General features: G+C 52.7%; 21 protein-coding genes and 1 pseudogene. 9 read left to right on the top strand and 13 right to left on the bottom strand.

Annotation, left to right across the window (positions count from 1 at the left end; translation table 11 throughout):
* Nucleotides 1-199: 199 nt before the first annotated feature.
* From AC25MA_RS25135 to AC25MA_RS25125, 3 genes are read left to right on the top strand one after another with little or no spacing between them, the layout of a single operon-like run.
* On the top strand, nucleotides 200-1,354 hold the full coding sequence (locus AC25MA_RS25135; RefSeq protein WP_486972508.1) for a dsDNA nuclease domain-containing protein: 1,155 nt from the start codon (nucleotides 200-202) through the stop codon (nucleotides 1,352-1,354).
* Nucleotides 1,351-1,827 (top strand): hypothetical protein, encoded by a 477-nt coding sequence (locus AC25MA_RS25130; protein WP_088512370.1) that lies wholly within the window; start codon nucleotides 1,351-1,353, stop codon nucleotides 1,825-1,827. The genes AC25MA_RS25135 and AC25MA_RS25130 overlap by 4 nt, the downstream gene beginning before the upstream one ends.
* Nucleotides 1,824-3,590 carry a PH domain-containing protein gene (locus AC25MA_RS25125; protein ID WP_256596041.1) on the top strand — a complete coding sequence of 589 codons (1,767 nt, stop codon included), beginning with the start codon at nucleotides 1,824-1,826 and terminating at the stop codon, nucleotides 3,588-3,590. Before AC25MA_RS25130 ends, AC25MA_RS25125 begins: the two co-directional genes overlap by 4 nt.
* A gap of 82 nt (nucleotides 3,591-3,672) precedes the next feature.
* Here AC25MA_RS25125 and AC25MA_RS25120 read toward each other — a convergent pair whose 3' ends face one another.
* The 4 genes from AC25MA_RS25120 to AC25MA_RS25105 all read right to left on the bottom strand — a co-directional run bounded on the left by AC25MA_RS25120 (nucleotide 3,673) and on the right by AC25MA_RS25105 (nucleotide 5,436).
* Nucleotides 3,673-4,038, bottom strand: coding sequence for a histone-like nucleoid-structuring protein, MvaT/MvaU family (locus AC25MA_RS25120; protein WP_301159075.1), 366 nt, complete (start codon nucleotides 4,036-4,038; stop codon nucleotides 3,673-3,675).
* A 397-nt stretch (nucleotides 4,039-4,435) separates the two neighbouring features.
* The gene (locus tag AC25MA_RS25115) at nucleotides 4,436-4,645 is read right to left on the bottom strand and encodes a hypothetical protein (protein WP_486972507.1); all 210 of its coding nucleotides are present in this window, start codon (nucleotides 4,643-4,645) and stop codon (nucleotides 4,436-4,438) included.
* Nucleotides 4,642-5,043, bottom strand: coding sequence for a hypothetical protein (locus AC25MA_RS25110; protein ID WP_486972506.1), 402 nt, complete (start codon nucleotides 5,041-5,043; stop codon nucleotides 4,642-4,644). The genes AC25MA_RS25115 and AC25MA_RS25110 overlap by 4 nt, the downstream gene beginning before the upstream one ends.
* Nucleotides 5,044-5,070: 27 nt before the next feature.
* Nucleotides 5,071-5,436, bottom strand: coding sequence for a hypothetical protein (locus AC25MA_RS25105; protein ID WP_486972505.1), 366 nt, complete (start codon nucleotides 5,434-5,436; stop codon nucleotides 5,071-5,073).
* Nucleotides 5,437-5,453: 17 nt separating this feature from the next.
* On the opposite strand from AC25MA_RS25105, the pseudogene AC25MA_RS25100 reads away from it, so the two are divergent.
* Nucleotides 5,454-5,902, top strand: a pseudogene (locus tag AC25MA_RS25100) (3'-5' exonuclease family protein).
* On the opposite strand, the gene AC25MA_RS25095 reads toward AC25MA_RS25100, so the two are convergent.
* Nucleotides 5,892-6,194: a nucleotidyltransferase family protein gene (locus tag AC25MA_RS25095; protein WP_111533177.1), complete on the bottom strand. Its 303-nt coding sequence runs from the start codon at nucleotides 6,192-6,194 to the stop codon at nucleotides 5,892-5,894. The pseudogene AC25MA_RS25100 and the gene AC25MA_RS25095 sit on opposite strands and share 11 nt — an antisense overlap.
* Nucleotides 6,195-6,316: 122 nt before the next feature.
* Between AC25MA_RS25095 and AC25MA_RS25090 the strand changes: the two genes are divergently transcribed.
* Nucleotides 6,317-6,787, top strand: coding sequence for a GNAT family N-acetyltransferase (locus AC25MA_RS25090; protein ID WP_486972504.1), 471 nt, complete (start codon nucleotides 6,317-6,319; stop codon nucleotides 6,785-6,787).
* 26 nt (nucleotides 6,788-6,813) lie between these two features.
* Here the strand turns inward: AC25MA_RS25090 and AC25MA_RS25085 are convergent, their stop codons facing one another.
* The 3 genes from AC25MA_RS25085 to AC25MA_RS25075 form a co-directional block, all read right to left on the bottom strand.
* The gene (locus tag AC25MA_RS25085; protein WP_081741861.1) at nucleotides 6,814-7,023 is read right to left on the bottom strand and encodes a hypothetical protein; all 210 of its coding nucleotides are present in this window, start codon (nucleotides 7,021-7,023) and stop codon (nucleotides 6,814-6,816) included.
* A gap of 110 nt (nucleotides 7,024-7,133) precedes the next feature.
* A complete protein-coding gene (locus tag AC25MA_RS25080) occupies nucleotides 7,134-8,309 on the bottom strand; it encodes an MFS transporter (RefSeq protein ID WP_486972503.1) in 1,176 nt (391 codons plus the stop codon).
* An 81-nt stretch (nucleotides 8,310-8,390) separates the two neighbouring features.
* On the bottom strand, nucleotides 8,391-9,419 hold the full coding sequence (locus AC25MA_RS25075; RefSeq protein WP_486972502.1) for an alpha/beta hydrolase: 1,029 nt from the start codon (nucleotides 9,417-9,419) through the stop codon (nucleotides 8,391-8,393).
* A 224-nt stretch (nucleotides 9,420-9,643) separates the two neighbouring features.
* Between AC25MA_RS25075 and AC25MA_RS25070 the strand changes: the two genes are divergently transcribed.
* A complete protein-coding gene (locus AC25MA_RS25070; protein WP_486972501.1) occupies nucleotides 9,644-10,591 on the top strand; it encodes an AraC family transcriptional regulator in 948 nt (315 codons plus the stop codon).
* Between the two features lie 47 nt (nucleotides 10,592-10,638).
* The gene (locus AC25MA_RS25065; protein ID WP_486972500.1) at nucleotides 10,639-11,175 is read left to right on the top strand and encodes a cyclophilin-like fold protein; all 537 of its coding nucleotides are present in this window, start codon (nucleotides 10,639-10,641) and stop codon (nucleotides 11,173-11,175) included.
* 33 nt (nucleotides 11,176-11,208) lie between these two features.
* Here the strand turns inward: AC25MA_RS25065 and AC25MA_RS25060 are convergent, their stop codons facing one another.
* The 4 genes from AC25MA_RS25060 to AC25MA_RS25045 form a co-directional block, all read right to left on the bottom strand.
* Nucleotides 11,209-11,457 carry a type 2 periplasmic-binding domain-containing protein gene (locus tag AC25MA_RS25060; RefSeq protein WP_486972499.1) on the bottom strand — a complete coding sequence of 83 codons (249 nt, stop codon included), beginning with the start codon at nucleotides 11,455-11,457 and terminating at the stop codon, nucleotides 11,209-11,211.
* Between the two features lie 208 nt (nucleotides 11,458-11,665).
* Nucleotides 11,666-12,508, bottom strand: coding sequence for an ROK family protein (locus tag AC25MA_RS25055; RefSeq protein WP_025752879.1), 843 nt, complete (start codon nucleotides 12,506-12,508; stop codon nucleotides 11,666-11,668).
* Nucleotides 12,509-12,616: 108 nt separating this feature from the next.
* The gene (locus tag AC25MA_RS25050) at nucleotides 12,617-13,615 is read right to left on the bottom strand and encodes an alcohol dehydrogenase catalytic domain-containing protein (RefSeq protein ID WP_025752881.1); all 999 of its coding nucleotides are present in this window, start codon (nucleotides 13,613-13,615) and stop codon (nucleotides 12,617-12,619) included.
* Nucleotides 13,612-14,112, bottom strand: coding sequence for a lactoylglutathione lyase family protein (locus AC25MA_RS25045; RefSeq protein ID WP_025752883.1), 501 nt, complete (start codon nucleotides 14,110-14,112; stop codon nucleotides 13,612-13,614). The genes AC25MA_RS25050 and AC25MA_RS25045 overlap by 4 nt, the downstream gene beginning before the upstream one ends.
* Nucleotides 14,113-14,201: 89 nt before the next feature.
* On the opposite strand from AC25MA_RS25045, the gene AC25MA_RS25040 reads away from it, so the two are divergent.
* Entirely contained in the window at nucleotides 14,202-15,092 is an 891-nt protein-coding gene (locus tag AC25MA_RS25040; protein WP_027614741.1) for a LysR family transcriptional regulator, read from the top strand.
* A 14-nt stretch (nucleotides 15,093-15,106) separates the two neighbouring features.
* Here AC25MA_RS25040 and AC25MA_RS25035 read toward each other — a convergent pair whose 3' ends face one another.
* Nucleotides 15,107-15,616, bottom strand: coding sequence for an SRPBCC family protein (locus tag AC25MA_RS25035; protein ID WP_207852494.1), 510 nt, complete (start codon nucleotides 15,614-15,616; stop codon nucleotides 15,107-15,109).
* Nucleotides 15,617-15,703: 87 nt separating this feature from the next.
* On the opposite strand from AC25MA_RS25035, the gene AC25MA_RS25030 reads away from it, so the two are divergent.
* Nucleotides 15,704-16,000, top strand: coding sequence for a LysR family transcriptional regulator (locus tag AC25MA_RS25030; RefSeq protein WP_486972498.1), 297 nt, complete (start codon nucleotides 15,704-15,706; stop codon nucleotides 15,998-16,000).
* Nucleotides 16,001-16,063: the final 63 nt, after the last annotated feature.

Here is a 16,063-nt window from a genome sequence, read left to right as displayed (position 1 = left end):
CAGTTCGACTAGCATGGGTCACGGATCTCAGAAAAGAGATAGTGGGTACTCGCGCCTTTACATACCACTCTCGCAGCTAAAGCATGGCTCATGCCTTATTTATTTGCTGGCGATGTCTCGCTATTCATGCAAAAAACTATCTCTGACTCAGAACAAACTTGGCAGCAAGTATGTGTTTCACCTGGAGCAATGAAACGACATGAAACTAAATGAAGTTGACCTCCGGGAGCAGGCAGGCAGGGATACGATAAACCGATTTCGTGCTCAGTTCCGAGCGGCACTAATCGAAAGCCTAGCGATCCTAGAAGAAAGCGAAATTGAGCGCATATATTGCGATTACCATGAAGACTACGTCGTAAAATATGTTATTGATGGTGAAACTCGATATCGCTTTGCCCAAGTTAAAACCAAGACGAAGCTTAACGACCAGTACACGATACTTGATATCTTCGGGATCAAAAAACGCCGTAACACGGAGCACAATTTACCCGACAGCTTTGCTGGAAAGCTGTTACCCCACATCAAGAATTTTGGAAAATCATGTCACTCGGTAGAAATCCGAACCAACATTAACTTTGAAGACGAAGTGGAGCAAATCCTCGAGGAAGTAAGAGGAAAGCGCCCAGTAGGTGCGCACACAAAGACATTGATAGCAGAAACTCAAAAACTGATACCTAGCCTAGCCTTTGAATCCGAAGATGTGCATCTTCATTTTCTTTCGCACCTCTGCCTGGAACCAAGGCAACAGATTCTGAGTGAGCAAGACGATCTTTTCGTCTCAATGGCGTCCAATCAAATATATAAATTTAGCGAAGTCCACTTAAAGCCTGACGAAGTTCAAAAAATAATAGTCCGACTTCTTTCAACAATTGAATCTAAATCCGCCGAAATCTTAATTAAAGATATTTCCGCAGCCGAGTTAGATCGAAAGGCCAGTATTGGCATGAAAGATGTCTTGGATGTGCTCTCCATCTCTACATCAACTTATGAGATTTTACGAGACGGCGGTGATGAAAAAGCCATCAAGTCGGCATCAATTCTTCAGCGAACCTTGAAACGCTCGGGATTCTCTTCCAACACCATTGACGCGTTTGCGGGCTATAAGTGCCAATGGGAAGCTTGGCACAGAAAGTATCGCCATGACATACCAGACTTCCTGATGACCATAGCCATTGAGCTCGTAGTTGAAAGCGCTAGAAAACTGGCTTTAGGTGCCATTAAGACAGCAGAAATCACTACCGAAGTAACTACACTACAAACCAAGCTTTGCAACCAATTGATGCGAACTGACATAACCCTTGAACTGACCTTTGGCGCAGTCCTCTCGGAACTGGTAAGAGGCGAAGCAACATGAAACTCGTTGAAGCTATAGAAATCGCCTCCACTGAAGCCCCCTTGATCATTACTCGAAGCGCTCCGCGCTCTCGAAGGGATGCACTTCAGAACGAAAGCTTGTTCCATATGCCACTTATTGCACTTTCGATATTGAGCCTAGCCAAAGGTAGATCGAAACCTAAAGCCGATGAAATTGGCAAGCTCATAGGCCAATGCTTTGAACATAGTCTCGCAACATTCAGCGGCTCGAGCCAAGAACTAGGCTGGTCGGCCAACCTTCGAATCCGAACGGTGAAGGCCCTAACCTTTTTAGAGTCGACTAATTTAATCACCATAAATAAAAATACTTCCAGACTTGAGGCAACCTCGACTGGCAAAAAAATCGTCGATGGAGCAATCGAGTCGGAAGGTGAGCTTTGCGTTTTCCTCCTAACCATCCAACGGGAATACAGGAACATTTGCAAGGAACGCGCAGTAGAGGAAAAACTATGAGATTCGAATCCTTAGAGATTGTCGCCAATGGCCCTAATGGCTGGGGATCAGGCCTGCTTGAGTTCGGCAGTGATATAACTCAACTATTTGCAGAGAATGAAAGCGGAAAAACACCGCTCATAATGTCCACCCTATTCTGCTTGGGAATGGATGTAAAATTTCGTGCAGACATCACTAGAAATTGCAAGTCAGCAATATTACAAATCGCGATAAATGATAAAAAGATAACTCTCGAGCGCTCCATCGGAGAAAAGTTTGACCTAACTGTCCACGAAAGCTCGAAAACCATCAATCGCTTTTATAATGACGAGGATTTTTCGCGATTCTTTTTAAACCTCATAAATATCAAAACCAATAAACTAATCACCACTAGCGGCACACCTACCCTCCCATATTTTTCAAGCTTAATACCGCTTTTTTACTTAGATCAAGATCATGGATATTTGGAGTTTTACGCAGCACGTCAGTCTTTCGTCAAAGACCAATACTCCGAAATGGTTAGATTGTTGGTAGGCCTCCCACCTTTCAATTTATATGACAAGAAACGCACTGGTATAGAACTAAAAAAAGAGGCTGACTATCTCGATACATCTATCGTCTCGAGCCGAAAACTTTTGGAACGTCTACAGCAAGACTTGACAGCTCCTATCCGCACAATTGATACGCTAGAGAAAAAACTAGAACGTTCCAAAACACGACTGGAAGAGCTGAAAAACACTAAAAATGTTAAGAGCGAAGCTCTGTCTGGTCTTGACGATTTGATAGCAGAGCAACGAGTACGATACCGCGAACTTAGCAATGAATCCATACAGCTCGAGTCAAAGATATCCAGTGCCAAGCTAATTCGAGACGAAATAGAAAGCGAAATTCAAACACTAAACTTGAATGAGGACGCTCGAAGAGCCTTCATATCTTTCTCCGAGCTATGCACCACGCCGAACTGCGGCATGTTCATGGCCAGTGCCGAGTCATATGGCAAGAGCCTTCTCTATTTGAGAGACCAGATAAAGGATTTAGAGATTTCTACTGCCGCAAACATTCAAGCCGCAGAAAGATTGGAGATCGCGAAATCGCTAACCAATCGCCATATCGAATCCTTTATACACAAGCGTTCAATCGCCGAGCGCGAGGCTGGAATAGATGCATTCATTGAGGCAATTAGCACCACGACATCAGATATCTTCGAGCTTCAACTTGAGCTGGGCAAGCTAAAAAAGGTAGAAGCTCAGAAAACCAACCACGCCAATTTGCTGGCTCGTCGCGACAAGACGCTGTCACTCTTAGAGGCGGCCCAAAAACCAAGCGAACAATCTGCTGAGGTAATTACATTCCGTCTACGGCTGTCGCAGGCCATGACCAAATGGCTGGATACTTTGCATGCGCGCAACGTATCGAATCAAATCAAAATCGACTCCAACCTAAAACCAATGATGGGAGATGAGAAGCTTGAAATATTCAAAGGCAGCTCAAAGACCCGTACAGTTCTTGCATTCCACGCCGCACTATTCGAAATATGTCTAGAAGACAAAAACTCTCCTTTCAGGATATTAATCCTGGACACCCCAAAACAGCAGGACATTCCCGACATTCATCTGTCTGATTACATAGAAGAACTTAAGTCGCTCGCCTCGAAAAATAATGCCCAAGTTATATTCTCAACCTCGAGCTATAGATATCAAATCGACCCAGCAACTGACAAAGAATGGCTTCCAAAATTTGGCAATGGAGAGGATGCTATGTACCTAGGCATTCCAAACCAATAGTACCTTAGCAATTGCCAGATGTATACTGGCAACCATCATGGCGTGGTCGCAATACCTGCGTACCACGCCGATAGCTTAGCAATTAGGCAAGCCAAGACTCGACTTCATCAGCACCATATTGAGCTTTCCACTCTTTCAGGAGCTTGTGATTGCCGCCTTTGGTTTCGATTATTTCACCGTTGTGCGGGTTCTTGTACTGCTTCACCTGACGCTCACGGCGCGGCGCTTTTTCGACACCAGCAGGAGCGGCAACACGTCGGCCCGCCTGGGGATCTAGGATGTTGATGATGTCGCGCAGGCTGTAGCCATACTGGCCAAGCAAATCACGCAATTTGGTCTCAAATTCAATTTCTTTCTGCAGCTCAGAGCTGCCTTTCAGGGCCTCAAGCTCTGCGAGTTGTGCAGCGAGCTGCTGCTCCAGTTGACGAAATTCTGCCAAACGGGACATAGGGAATCCTTGGTGCGGTTAGTAGAAGTAAGGCTCACATCGTAAACCATCGAGATCTATTTGTTGCTACAGGATATGGGCGCTCTAGGGGGTTCTTTTGTATCGAAGGAGGCCTGGTTGCAATCCCGCTGATGACCTTAGTCCTGGTTTTGAGCCAAATCATGGCTCAGGGTACTGCTTTAGTCATGATGGTTCCGAACGTTGCCCTTGCACTTTGGCAGCATCAGCAAATTTCGAAATTCAGGCTAGCAAGGTCACGACATTGGGAGCAGCCAATCGCTAAAAAGGGCTGAGGGAAAACTGGCTTGCTTATGGGATATTGTCGAGGTCACAGGGTATGGCTGTGCAGAATGCTTGAATCTGCATCTCAAGCCAATCTCCTCCTACTCAATCCATCTCAGTGGATTGACTGGCCTAGCGTACCGGCCTTGTGCAACTGGTAGTCTATGACGGTTTGATACAGGTGATCAGTCTCAAGACGGAGCCTTTCGACCTCCTCGGCTGGTCGCCCTTCATCCATCGCCTGCTGGTGGGCCCGGATGGCTTGAAGAGCCTGCTGCAAGAGCGGCTCGCCGGCTTCTGTCATACCCAGGATCGTTCTTTTCACTGCGACCTCGTGCTGGATCTGTGGGCCCGATGGGCTTTCAAGTGCTCAAGCTCCTGGTGCCACACGGCCGCGAACTTCTCAAAATCGCGCAGATAGGGCCCCTCTGCCAGGCGGGTAGAGCCAACACTTGCCGCTTGGAAGCGCTGCAGCCACGGCTCAGGGATACTCTCCTCGACAACCAGCTGAACGCCGTTGTGGAGCTTCGTGGTGACGAGATCGACGAGCTTCTGGGCGGAGAGCTGATCACCACTCTCGATGTCCGGCAGGCCCTGGTCAACCTCGTCGAGTTCAGCCAGCACCTTTTCAGCGCGAGCGTCTCCAGGCTGTAGATTGGCAAGTGCCCACAGCGCTGTGCGCCTCACGATCTCCAGGCTCCGCAGCCGATGATCAATCGTCACGACATTTCTCTCTGCTGCAGGTGGACGTCACAGGCCAAGTTCGACTTCTAACTGCGATCCCCGCAAGGTTCGGGTGAGCTCGCCTCTCGGCAGTCTTGCCAGGATCCCATCGGCGAGGTCATTGGCGTGCCGGGCGTACAACGTGACAACACCTGGTACAGGCACGCGATCCGGAACGAGGGCCCCGACTCGCACCTGGGCAATTTTCAGTATATTCACGACATCTGCGGGTAGCGTGTCGGTCGACATGTGCTCGACGGTTGGCCTTGTGGGAGGGCTCGCACCTTCCCACAGATCTACAATCGTTTCCAACAGCTTTTCGGGGCCGAAATACGCCAAGGCGATTTCCCACAGGCAGCCTTCCTGGGACAGTTTCAGGCGGGCCCTAGTCATTGCAGAGGTTCCAACAGATGAGGCTCTTTCTCGATTGTGAGTTCACTCAGCTCACCGCGCAGGCAAAGCTGATCTCCCTGGCGTTGGTCGCCGAGGATCGCCAGGAATTCTACGTGGAAGTGAGCGACGCGTGGCGAGAAGAGGACTGCAGTGATTTCGTGAAGGAGATCGTACTGCCGCAACTCTGGGGAGGTGAGGTGCCATGCCGATCCTCGAGGCAAGGTCGGCGCTCCTCCAGTTCTTGGCAACCTACGACGAAGAGCTCGATATTGCCACTGACGCACCTGCCTACGACTGGGAGCTGTTCTGCGAGCTCGCCTATGACGATGGGAAATGGCCCCAGAACGTCAGAAATTTCCCCACCGATGCCACGACCCTGACTGCGACGAACGATGGGGAGGAATTGCCTCACCACGCCCTGCTAGACGCTAGGATCATTGCAAGCATGTTCACGGCTAGAGCGTAACCATCTCACGCTCGATGGATGGCCTGAGGTGCTCAGGCATGTTGTTGTGGACGTGCAAGTCGACCGGCACACCCAACATGGCCTGGAGCTCATCCTCGAGCTCGGCGATGTCGAACAAGGAAATCTTGCCAGCCATTGCTGGAGGAATGGTGGCGAGCAGATCGAGGTCACTCCCTTCGTGGTCATCGCCTCGAGCGGCGGAGCCGAAGAGTTTGGGCTCAATGAAGCCATAGGCCTCGATTAGGCGCCGGATGCCCCCTTCCTCGCCTCGTATCGCGTCACTGGGCTTCATACCTTTCTCCTTGAAGCACGGCCTCGCTGGTTATGACCTTGGCAGGCGCTTGTCGATTATCGCTGCAGCTAGCACCTAAACGGCATCTACACTCGTTTTTCGAGCCAGCGACCGAGGTCAAAATGATGCCCACACTTCCTCCGACTGATGCCAGTGACGAAGAATGGCGCGCCTTTGCCGAAGAGCGCTGTGAGGATCTGAAGCCTCATGTGGCAGAGTTCATCCTGGAAAGGTTCACTTACAAGCCCAGGTATGTCCAGCAGCGGGTGTGGCGAACCTTCGCGACCGTGTCGGCCCTGAGCCTGCAGTTCGACATCTACATCCGTATGTTTGTGAATCCAAATGACTACTGGCCAAGGGAGTGCCTCGTACTGGCTCGGATCGGCTTCACGAAGGAACGTGTTGGGCATGGTCGAGCGCTGGTGCAGCGCCTAGTGGAGCTGGCTCCCCAATTCGGATATCGCTACTTGGCCATCGAGTCTGCAAATGCCAACGCATCAGCGTTCGCCGAAAGGCTGGGATTCAGCCCACGCGACAATGGACGTCACTGGATCGGTACGGTCGACGACGTGCAGAAAGCCTTGAATAGCTGATAGGTAGGACGTGGTCAGCCAACGGCTCAATGGCCTTTCTCTGCCGGCCTGCCAAGGGCTCGAAGCTGATAATCAGTGACGTCTTGAAAGAGATGCTCAGCCATCAGTCTGAGGCGCTCCAACTCCATACCCACGACCCCATCAACTTCGGCCTGATGATAGGCCTTCAGCGCTTCCATAGCCTCGGTGTACAGCGGATGGTCGGGCAAGAGTACCTTGCTCAGATCTTTTTTCACGATCTCTCCCTTTCGCCATGGCTAGCCCACTCGCTGTCATGCCAGCATGGCGCAAACCAAGCAACGTGAGCCAAGGAAGGATAGCTGCCCCACAATTGCGGTGCCGTATTTCACCTGCGATTTGTGATAACACTCAGCGTGGTTGCGATGAACAAGAACGCGCTACTGGCAATGAAGGTAGCCTGATAACCCATCCCGTCGTACAGCACCCCGCCTGCAGTTGCACCAGCAGTGATCGCCAACTGAATAACCGCGACCATCAAGCCACCACCGGCTTCTGCATTGTGCGGCAGCGCTTTGGCCAACCAAGTGAACCACCCAACAGGCGCACAGGTCGCAACCAGCCCCCACAACCCCAACAATGCGGCGACCGGAACCACCCAGCTACCAACCGCGATCACGGCAAATGCGGTGGCAGTCATGATCAACGGTATGCCTATCAAAATTCTATTCAGGTTTCGGCTAACGAAGGAGCCGACCAACATAGTGCCCACCAATCCTGCCACACCGATGATCAAGAGCAGGAGCGAGAGCGTGGGCACATCGACATGCGTGACCGTTTCCAGGAAGGGTCGCAGATATGTGAATAGTGTGAACTGACCCATGAAGAGAAACGCTACTGCAGCCATGCCGAGAGCGACTTTGCTGTCTCCCAGCAAACGCAAGGAGCCGGTGGCCGATACTTGAGTCCGCTCACTCGGCATGGCCGGCAGTGTGAATGCTTGCCAGATCAACGCCAATGCGGCCAATGGCACGACGCAAAAGAATGCCCCTCTCCAGCCAATCATGCCGCCTAGGTAGCTTCCAACTGGCGCTGCGATTGCCGTGGCCAACGCTGTACCGCCCTGCATAACGGCAATGGCCTTCGGAACGAGCGCTTCAGGTGCGATGCGCATCATTACTGCAGTGGACATCGACCAATAACCACCAATGGCAATCCCAAGCACGGCGCGCCCTACCATCAAGGTGAGATAGTTCGGAGCAAAGGCCACCATCCCACCCGAAACCAGCATGAGCACCGTTGTGGCAAGCAGGACAGGCTTGCGGTCGATCCCCTGGGTTAAGCTGGAGAGCAACAAGCTTGTGATGACAGCAAGGAAGCCGGAGATGGAAATAGCCTGGCCGGCCTGCCCCTCAGTCAATGACAAATCGGATGCAATCGGCGTGAGCAGGCTCACCGGCAAGAATTCAGATGCCACCAATGCGAAGGCACAGAGTGACATCGCCAGGACAGCGCTCCAGACCTGACGACTTGAGTGTTGAAGGGAGATTGCTGGGCTGCTCATGGCGGTTCTCGTTGTAGCGATTTCAAAAGACACATGCGCCCAGGCCCAGCTTTCAGGAGCTGGGTCTGGGAATAGCAGTAGTTACTTGAGGTTTTCGCGGAAGAAGGTGGTCAGCTTGCTGAAGGGGATCAGCTCGACGCGGTCATAGAGATCGACATGGCCTGCGCCTGGCACGATTACCAACTCCTTGGGTTCGCCGGCAAGGCGATACGCCTCCTCGCTGAACTCACGGGAATGAGCTTCCTCTCCTGTGATGAACAACATTGGACGAGGCGAGATCGTCTCGATGTCATTGAACGGATAGAAGTTCATGAACCTGACGTTACTGGTCAGCGTCGGATGGGTCGTCAGAAGCGGCGACAGCCCTTTGGGGGTGAACTCACCACGAGGTGTCCGGTAAAAGTCGTAAAACTCCCGCTCTATGGCATTTGAGCTCTCAGTTAGCTGATCCACCGTGCCACTGGTGTACTTGGTTTCGCCTCCGGCAAATTCGACATCACGCTGTGCTACTGCTTCGGCGATAGCCTTTTTGCGCTGTTCGACCGAGACGCCATGCTTGAGTCCATTGCGGTTGGCGGCACCCATGTCGTACATGCTGACCGTTGCAATCGCTTTTATGCGTGGATCAATTTTCGCAGCACTGATGGCAAAGCTGCCGCTGCCACAGATACCCAGCACGCCAATACGGTTCCGATCAACGAAACCTTGAGCACCGAGATAGTCGACCGCCGCACTGAAGTCTTCGGCATAGATGTCCGGCGAAACCAGGTTGCGCGGACGCCCGTCACTTTCACCCCAGAACGACAGATCGATGGCCAGGGTCACGAAACCCTGCTCTGCCAGCTTTTGGGCATAAAGGTTCGAGCTTTGCTCCTTGACCGCCCCCATCGGGTGCCCGACGATGATTGCGGGATGCTTGACGTTCACGCTCTGCTTTGTGGGCAGATACAGATTCCCCACAGTGGTCATCTGGAACTGGTTCTTGAAGGTGACGCGCTCGAGTGAAACCTGCCCACTCTGATAGAAATTGTTGGCCCTATGGGACATATCGGCGGCTCCCGCAGTGAGTGAACTGGCCATCAAGGCAAACGTAATGAACAAAGACTTCATGCACATCTTCCTGTCTGCTCGAAATGGAAGGGATGTGAGAGGACATCGCTCGCGGACGCTAGGGTCATCCCACCTGCCACCCATGTTCCTCGCGTGAACCAGCACGTCAGTAGAGCAAACCGTTAGTTTTCTTGCCCAATTGTCCAGACGTGACTGACTGGGCATGGACACTGAAAGCGACGCGCGAGTAGTGTTTTCGCTACACGCTGATCGGAACGCTCACCATGCCCGCAACCGCACTGCTGCCTTCACGCACAAACCCAATGGCCACACTGTGCAGGGTCATCGGTGCCCACACGCCCACCGCTGGAGATTTCGCGACGAGCATTGCAGGCCTAAGCGTCTATCGACGCAACGCACCGGCCCCACCGATTACGTGCATTGTCGAACCAAGCATTGTTTTGGTTGTGCAAGGGGCAAAGGAAATGGTTATCGGCGGTGACGTATTCCCATACGACACGACGCGTTTTCTGGTCACCTCGCTAAACATTCCCGCCAACTCGGCGGTGACTGTGGCCAGCGAGGAAGCACCCTGTCTTGGCTTGGTGTTCAAGCTCGATTTGCGCACACTGGCCGAATTGATCGCGCAAGATGGTCGCCTTCCTGTGAGCGGTCAGTCCTTTCATACCAGCGCTGGAGTTGGTGGACTGGGCCAGAAGCTGTTGGAAAGCTTCACCCGCCTGATTGAGCTGTTGGAGGAGCCCGATGCGATCCCGGTGCTCTGGCCCTTGATTCAGAGGGAGATCCATTATCGGTTGCTGCTAAGTGATCAAGCCCCTCTCCTTCGATATATCGCCTCCGTTGGCAGCAAGGGTTATCGAATCGCAAAGGCCATCGACTGGATGAAGCTTAACTACGCCGAGCCTCTGCGGGTGGACGAACTGGCCTCTCAGGTACAGATGGGCCTCTCGACATTCCATCAGCACTTCCGACAGCTCACCGCAATGAGTCCACTGCAATACCAGAAATGGTTGAGGTTGAACGAGGCAAAACGCTTGATGCTCAACGAACACCTCGATGCAGCAACCGCCGCATTCAAGGTCGGCTACGAAAGTCCATCGCAGTTCAGCCGTGAGTACGGGCGCCAGTTCGGCACGCCTCCAAAGCGCGATATTGCGGAGCTGCGTTTAGGTGCGGAGAGGTCAGCTGCCTCCACGCCTAACGTGCCCTGATCCTCAGCCTTCAAAACGTCGCCCAAACCAGGATGCAAGGAGATGCAATGAGAAGGAGCACACCCGACAAGCTTTTACCTCTAACCTACAAGGCCGCTCATTATCGATGGTCTAGCCTGCAGTACCTCGCTTGGGTGAGTGGGCTAATGGCACTTGGTTTAGCTCACGCAGTTTCGGCCAGCGCATCTGATTCTCAAACGGCGAAATCTGGCGAAGCGAAAGCTCAACAGGAGATACCCCACATGCAGATGTCAGTAGGCGAGCGGCATTACAAAATCAGGTTGGCTGACACTGAGGCAGCTCGTGCCTTCTCCGCGTTGATACCCCTGACGCTTGAAATGGCCGATCTCAACAGTAACGAAAAGTATGTCGATCTCGCGGTACCACTCCCCAAGGATGCGAGCTTTCCAGGAACGATCAAGGCAGGCGACGTCATGCTGTATGGATCGCAGACCCTAGTGGTATTCTACAAGACATTCAAAACGCCATACTCTTACACCCGTATCGGAAACATTGAAACCCCCGACGCCCTGATGCAGATGCTTGGCGGTGACGTTATCCGAGTCGAATTTTCCCAGCACTGAAAGCCGGCTAGACATCTGACATCCCGCAAGCGCCTACTCGCATCGGAGAGCTTCAACAACAACCTTGAAAGCAGCGGTTTTCTGCCGCCGCTTGGGGTAGTAAAGATGATAACCAGGGAAGAATTCCGACCAATCTGCCAATACCTCTTCAAGGGCACCGCTGCCGATATGCGCCTGAGCGTGTACATTGGTCACCTGACCGCCTGCAAAACAGGCATTTAGTATCTGCAACGAACTTTTCATGATCACCCGGACATCAATCGAGGTGCCATCATCCAGCACCTCGTTATGTCTCCAGTGATGAAGCACAGGATCGGCTCAAGCCATAAAAACGTCACCACGCACACGCAAGCAGCTCGCCTTTGACTTTAGTCTTAAAGGCTATTAACCCTAGCTCGGATGATGACGTTTCAAACTTCTAGCAGAGTGACTGCCCTAACTCAAACAACCGGCAGATAATCCTTACATCAATACTCACACCTTATTAAGCTTATTGCCGCTGAGCAGCTCTAATCGCTCCGAGCGCGGCTACAGAATCTTCCGATTTCACTCGTTTTACAATGCAAGCATTCCATAGTGATGGAATGGCATGAGTCTCGGCTGCCAGCAAAGCAGCCTCCCAGTAGCCTTTCAGTTTCAAACTCCCACCACCCACTGCCAGACGCGAGGGGTTGAGCAAATTTATGATACTGGCCATTCCTAGACCCAACGCCTCACCACCGGCCCTCACTGTTGCCGTGGCGATAGGGTCATCATCATTTGCCAATCGAGCGAGAGCCTCTCCACTAATGCCAAGCAAGTTGGACATAGCGCCGCCACCGGCTATTTCATCCAGCCTCTTGACTGAACCATCAACATGCAGCGGTAGATACCCAAGCTCCCCAGCCCAGCCATTAACACCACGTAATTCCCGTCCGTGAGCCATGAATGCAGCACCGATGGCAGTACCCGCCATGATCACGCCACCAGTAAAATCATTACTAACATCCTGCATTTCTTCCTGCAGGGCTGCCTTGACATCATTGATGACTGTTATTTGGCAACCAAGTGCTTTGAGGGCGGTTTCTGGACGCCAGCCTGTCAGGTTTGGTAGGACATCGCAGCTAACGATCTCGCCATCAGAAGCGACAAGGCCAGGTACAGCGATACCAATCCGAGCCGGGCGTAGATTGACATCTTTTAAGAAGGCGTGGAGCTGGGCAGAAAAGTCTTCGGGAGAATAGCCGGGCCCCGTTTCAAAACGTTTTGAATAAGCTCCGCATAATAGCAATAGCTTAGTACCGCCCAAATCGGCGCCAATGATGATCTCATTTCCTTCGGGGGCACTGTTCATTGCGATACCTTTGGTTAGCAAACGACGGGGTGGAAATACTCAGCACTCGAGTTGGGAGGCTCATCATTCAGTTGTGAGCACTGGGGAAAGCTTGAGACATTGCACACGTCACGGCAAGTTGCCCAACTCATCGCTCGTGATGCGGATCAAGCCTTTACCGCTAAAGGCTCGATGCTGCAGGCTTTCAAGATGATCTGGAAGATGCTCGAACGAGGCGACATTAAAACTCTCAGGCTCCCACTCGCCCCTCCCCACTGAGGTGAGGATACTCTCGGCTGCATCTACGAGGTCTTGCCAGGCACGATCGTCACCGAACGTATGCAACGCACCCAGTGCCACCTCGTGCATCGAAATCGTCCGAGTGAAAGGTGGTACTGGAGAGGCCTGGAGCCGGTCTTGAACGCATACCAAGTGGCCGTTGGCCCTAAGCGCGGGCACGAGTCGCGCAGCATGTTCAGCGTTCACCGTGTCTATTACAGCGTCGAACACCATGGGCCCATCCCATGCCTCAACGAGTGGGCCCTCCATGCAGTCGAACACCCCCAGATCGGTCAGCCGTTGCGCATGCCGTCGATGGCTCAGCGAGGTGACCTTGAAACCTCGCCGCAGAGCTATCTGAATCAGATGATTTGCAACAGATCCACCAGCCCCGCTCACCAGCAACGTCTGACATGACTGTGGTAGCTTTTCGAGAGCCAACCACGCCGTGAGAGCAGGGCACGGGAGACTGGCTGCTTGTTCCCAACTCACACTTGCCGGAACCCGAAGGACTGCTCTGGCTTTCACAGGGGTATATTCCGCGAAACTGCCATGACGACTAAGGCTTTGATGGTAAGCAACACGCTGGCCAATCCAAGAAGCTGAGACACTCTCACCGACAGCAACCACGACCCCCGCACCATCTACACCAGGTACGTGACCCGACTGCCAACTGACCAGACTCCCACCCAAGACTTTCCAATCTACAGGATTGAGGCCGATCACGACGTTGCGAATGAGAACATCGCCCGCTTCCGGCCTAGGAAGAGGTATCTCATTGAGTTTCAGCTCTGCTGGGTCAGCGCTGCCATGCCAGGTAAAAGCGCGGTGAGTTGTCGCCAGGGTCATGATTGATAAGCTCCCGCCGAGTAGGTGAGCTCGTAGCTGTGGCTGTAGATTTCAAGGATGTTGCCGAACGGATCCTCCATGTAAACCATGCGGTACGGCTTCTCACTTGGGAAGTATTCACGCACCGGCATCCGCTGCTTGCCGCCCGCAGCGACGATCTTGGCGGCTAGGCCTTCGACATCTGGATCTTGTACACAGAAGTGGAAAACTCCCGTTTTCCAGTATTCGAAGTTATTCTCCGGGCGCTCGGCGTTGGGGAACTCAAATATCTCGACGCCGATACGATCACCCGTGGATAGGTGGGCGATGCGGAACGAGCCCCACCCCTCACCAAAGACATCCGTACACATCACACCTATTGCAGTTTCGTCTTCAGTGATGGTGGTCGGCGGCATGATCAGGTACCACCCCAATACCTCTGTGTAAAATTTGACGGCGCCGTCCAGGTCGGTGACCGACAGGCCTATGTGAGAGAAATTGCGTGGGTAAACGGACATAACGGCTAGCCTCCAAACAGTTGGCCCTACCCTATCCCCCACGATCTATAATGAAAACAACGATCACGTTATGGTTATGATAAGACTTTATGATGGTTAACCCGCAGTGGCTCCGATCCTTCGCAATGCTTGCCGATCTTGGGAATTTCACCCGCACAGCTGAGCATCTGAATCTGACCCAGGCTGCCGTGAGCCAGCACATACGACACCTGGAACATCAGTACGGTAGCTTATTCATCCGTCACCACCGGCACGTTGAGCTCACCCCTGCGGGGAGTGCATTGCTGGACTATTTCAGGGAAATGGAGCGTGCTGCCCGTGCACTCGATGCCCGCCTGAGCGCTGAACAACAAGACATAGGTGATATCAGCTTAGTCTCCCCCGGCAGTATCGGATTGGCACTGTATCCGCTCCTGCTGGACTATCAACAAGCCCATCCTGGACTGAGCATTCGCCACCGGTTCGCCCCTGACGCGGAGGTACTCGAAGCAGTATTGAGCAATCGATTCGAAATGGGAATTGTGACTTACAAGCCAGACAATGAGAGGATCGCAGCGGAGAGGTTTGCCGAGGAGCCACTGGAGTTGATACTGCCAGCCGCTAAACCCTACGTGGGGTTCGAAACTCTGTCAGAACTTGGCTTCATCGACCACCCCGACGGGGCCGGTATGGCAACCCGCCTACTCAGCCGAAGGTATCCAGATGCACCGGGTATTCAAGCAATCCAGAAACGAGGCTTCAGCAATCAGGTAGGCCTCATCTTGGAGCCAGTTTCCCGAGGTTTGGGCTTTACTGTGCTGCCGAAGTTCGCCAGGCGCGCCTTCCACAAACAAGATAGTTTGCAGGTTGTGAAGTGTGGGAACCCTGTGGTGGACACGCTCTGGCTCATCTACAGATCAGAGTGGCCTCTGTCGTCCAGAGCCAGGCGAGTCATTGATCAGATGCAACAACACCTGAATGTAACCAATTGCCGCATTTGAGTTTCAAGATTCGGTTAAAAGCTCAGGCCCTTTGCAGCATCGACCAGTCCATTTAACCAATCCTGATGGCCGTTGATCATAGGGTTCGGCTGGGCCTTTGCAAGCTCCTGTGCAGGCTTTCCGATCTGGGTCTCTTGGGTGAGTATCCGAACTCGGCCACCCTCTAAGTTTTCAATAAGCCACGCGTGGTGGACATCCAGCCTATCTTCGCCCTTCCCTGCCCAACCATGCCAAGCAATACGACCAGGATGATCCTCGGATGGGGCGTCGAACTCGTTGCACTGCGCCTCGACAGGAAAACCGAAGGTCTCAAAGTAGAACCGGACACCATTCATGAGCTCCGGGCCGGCATGATCGTAGATGCGGATGTTGGCAGAATTCGAGTAATAGGTCGGCCAGCACGAAGGACATGCCAACAGCGGCCAGATGTCCTCCGCTCTCAACCCAGCAACGATGACTTCATTCGAAGCGAAATTATCAGTGAAACCAGGTAGATAGCCTTCCGGCCAAATGATCTCATGCATGGTTAGGTTCCCTCTTGGAATGTGGATGGAGGGATGATCGATGCCGAGGTAAAATAACGCCAATCGTCATTTATTATCCCGGGCATCATGAAATCTGATATCAGAAATTTTGACCTCAATTTGCTCAAGGCGCTGGACGCGCTTTTGGACGAACGTAGTGTCACCAAGGCAGCTGATCGCTTGTCATTAACTCAACCTGCGGTAAGCGGCATGCTCAATCGCCTCAGGGATAGTTTTGACGACCCTCTATTCATCAGGGCACAGCGCGGCATAGTGCCAACGCTGCGGGCTCAGCAGTTGGCCGCCCCGATCAAGCAGCTAATCAGTGACATGGAAGCTCTGCTGCAACGTAAGCGATCCATGAACCCCACCTACCGAGAATAGGAAGTCGCAGTTATCGTGGCATCTCCGGCGAGCAGTTCCACGGCAGTAGCGCTTCATAGTCTG

Source organism: Pseudomonas sp. P65(2024) (assembly GCF_057480955.1).
This window is presented reverse-complemented; position numbering and strand designations above follow the sequence as displayed.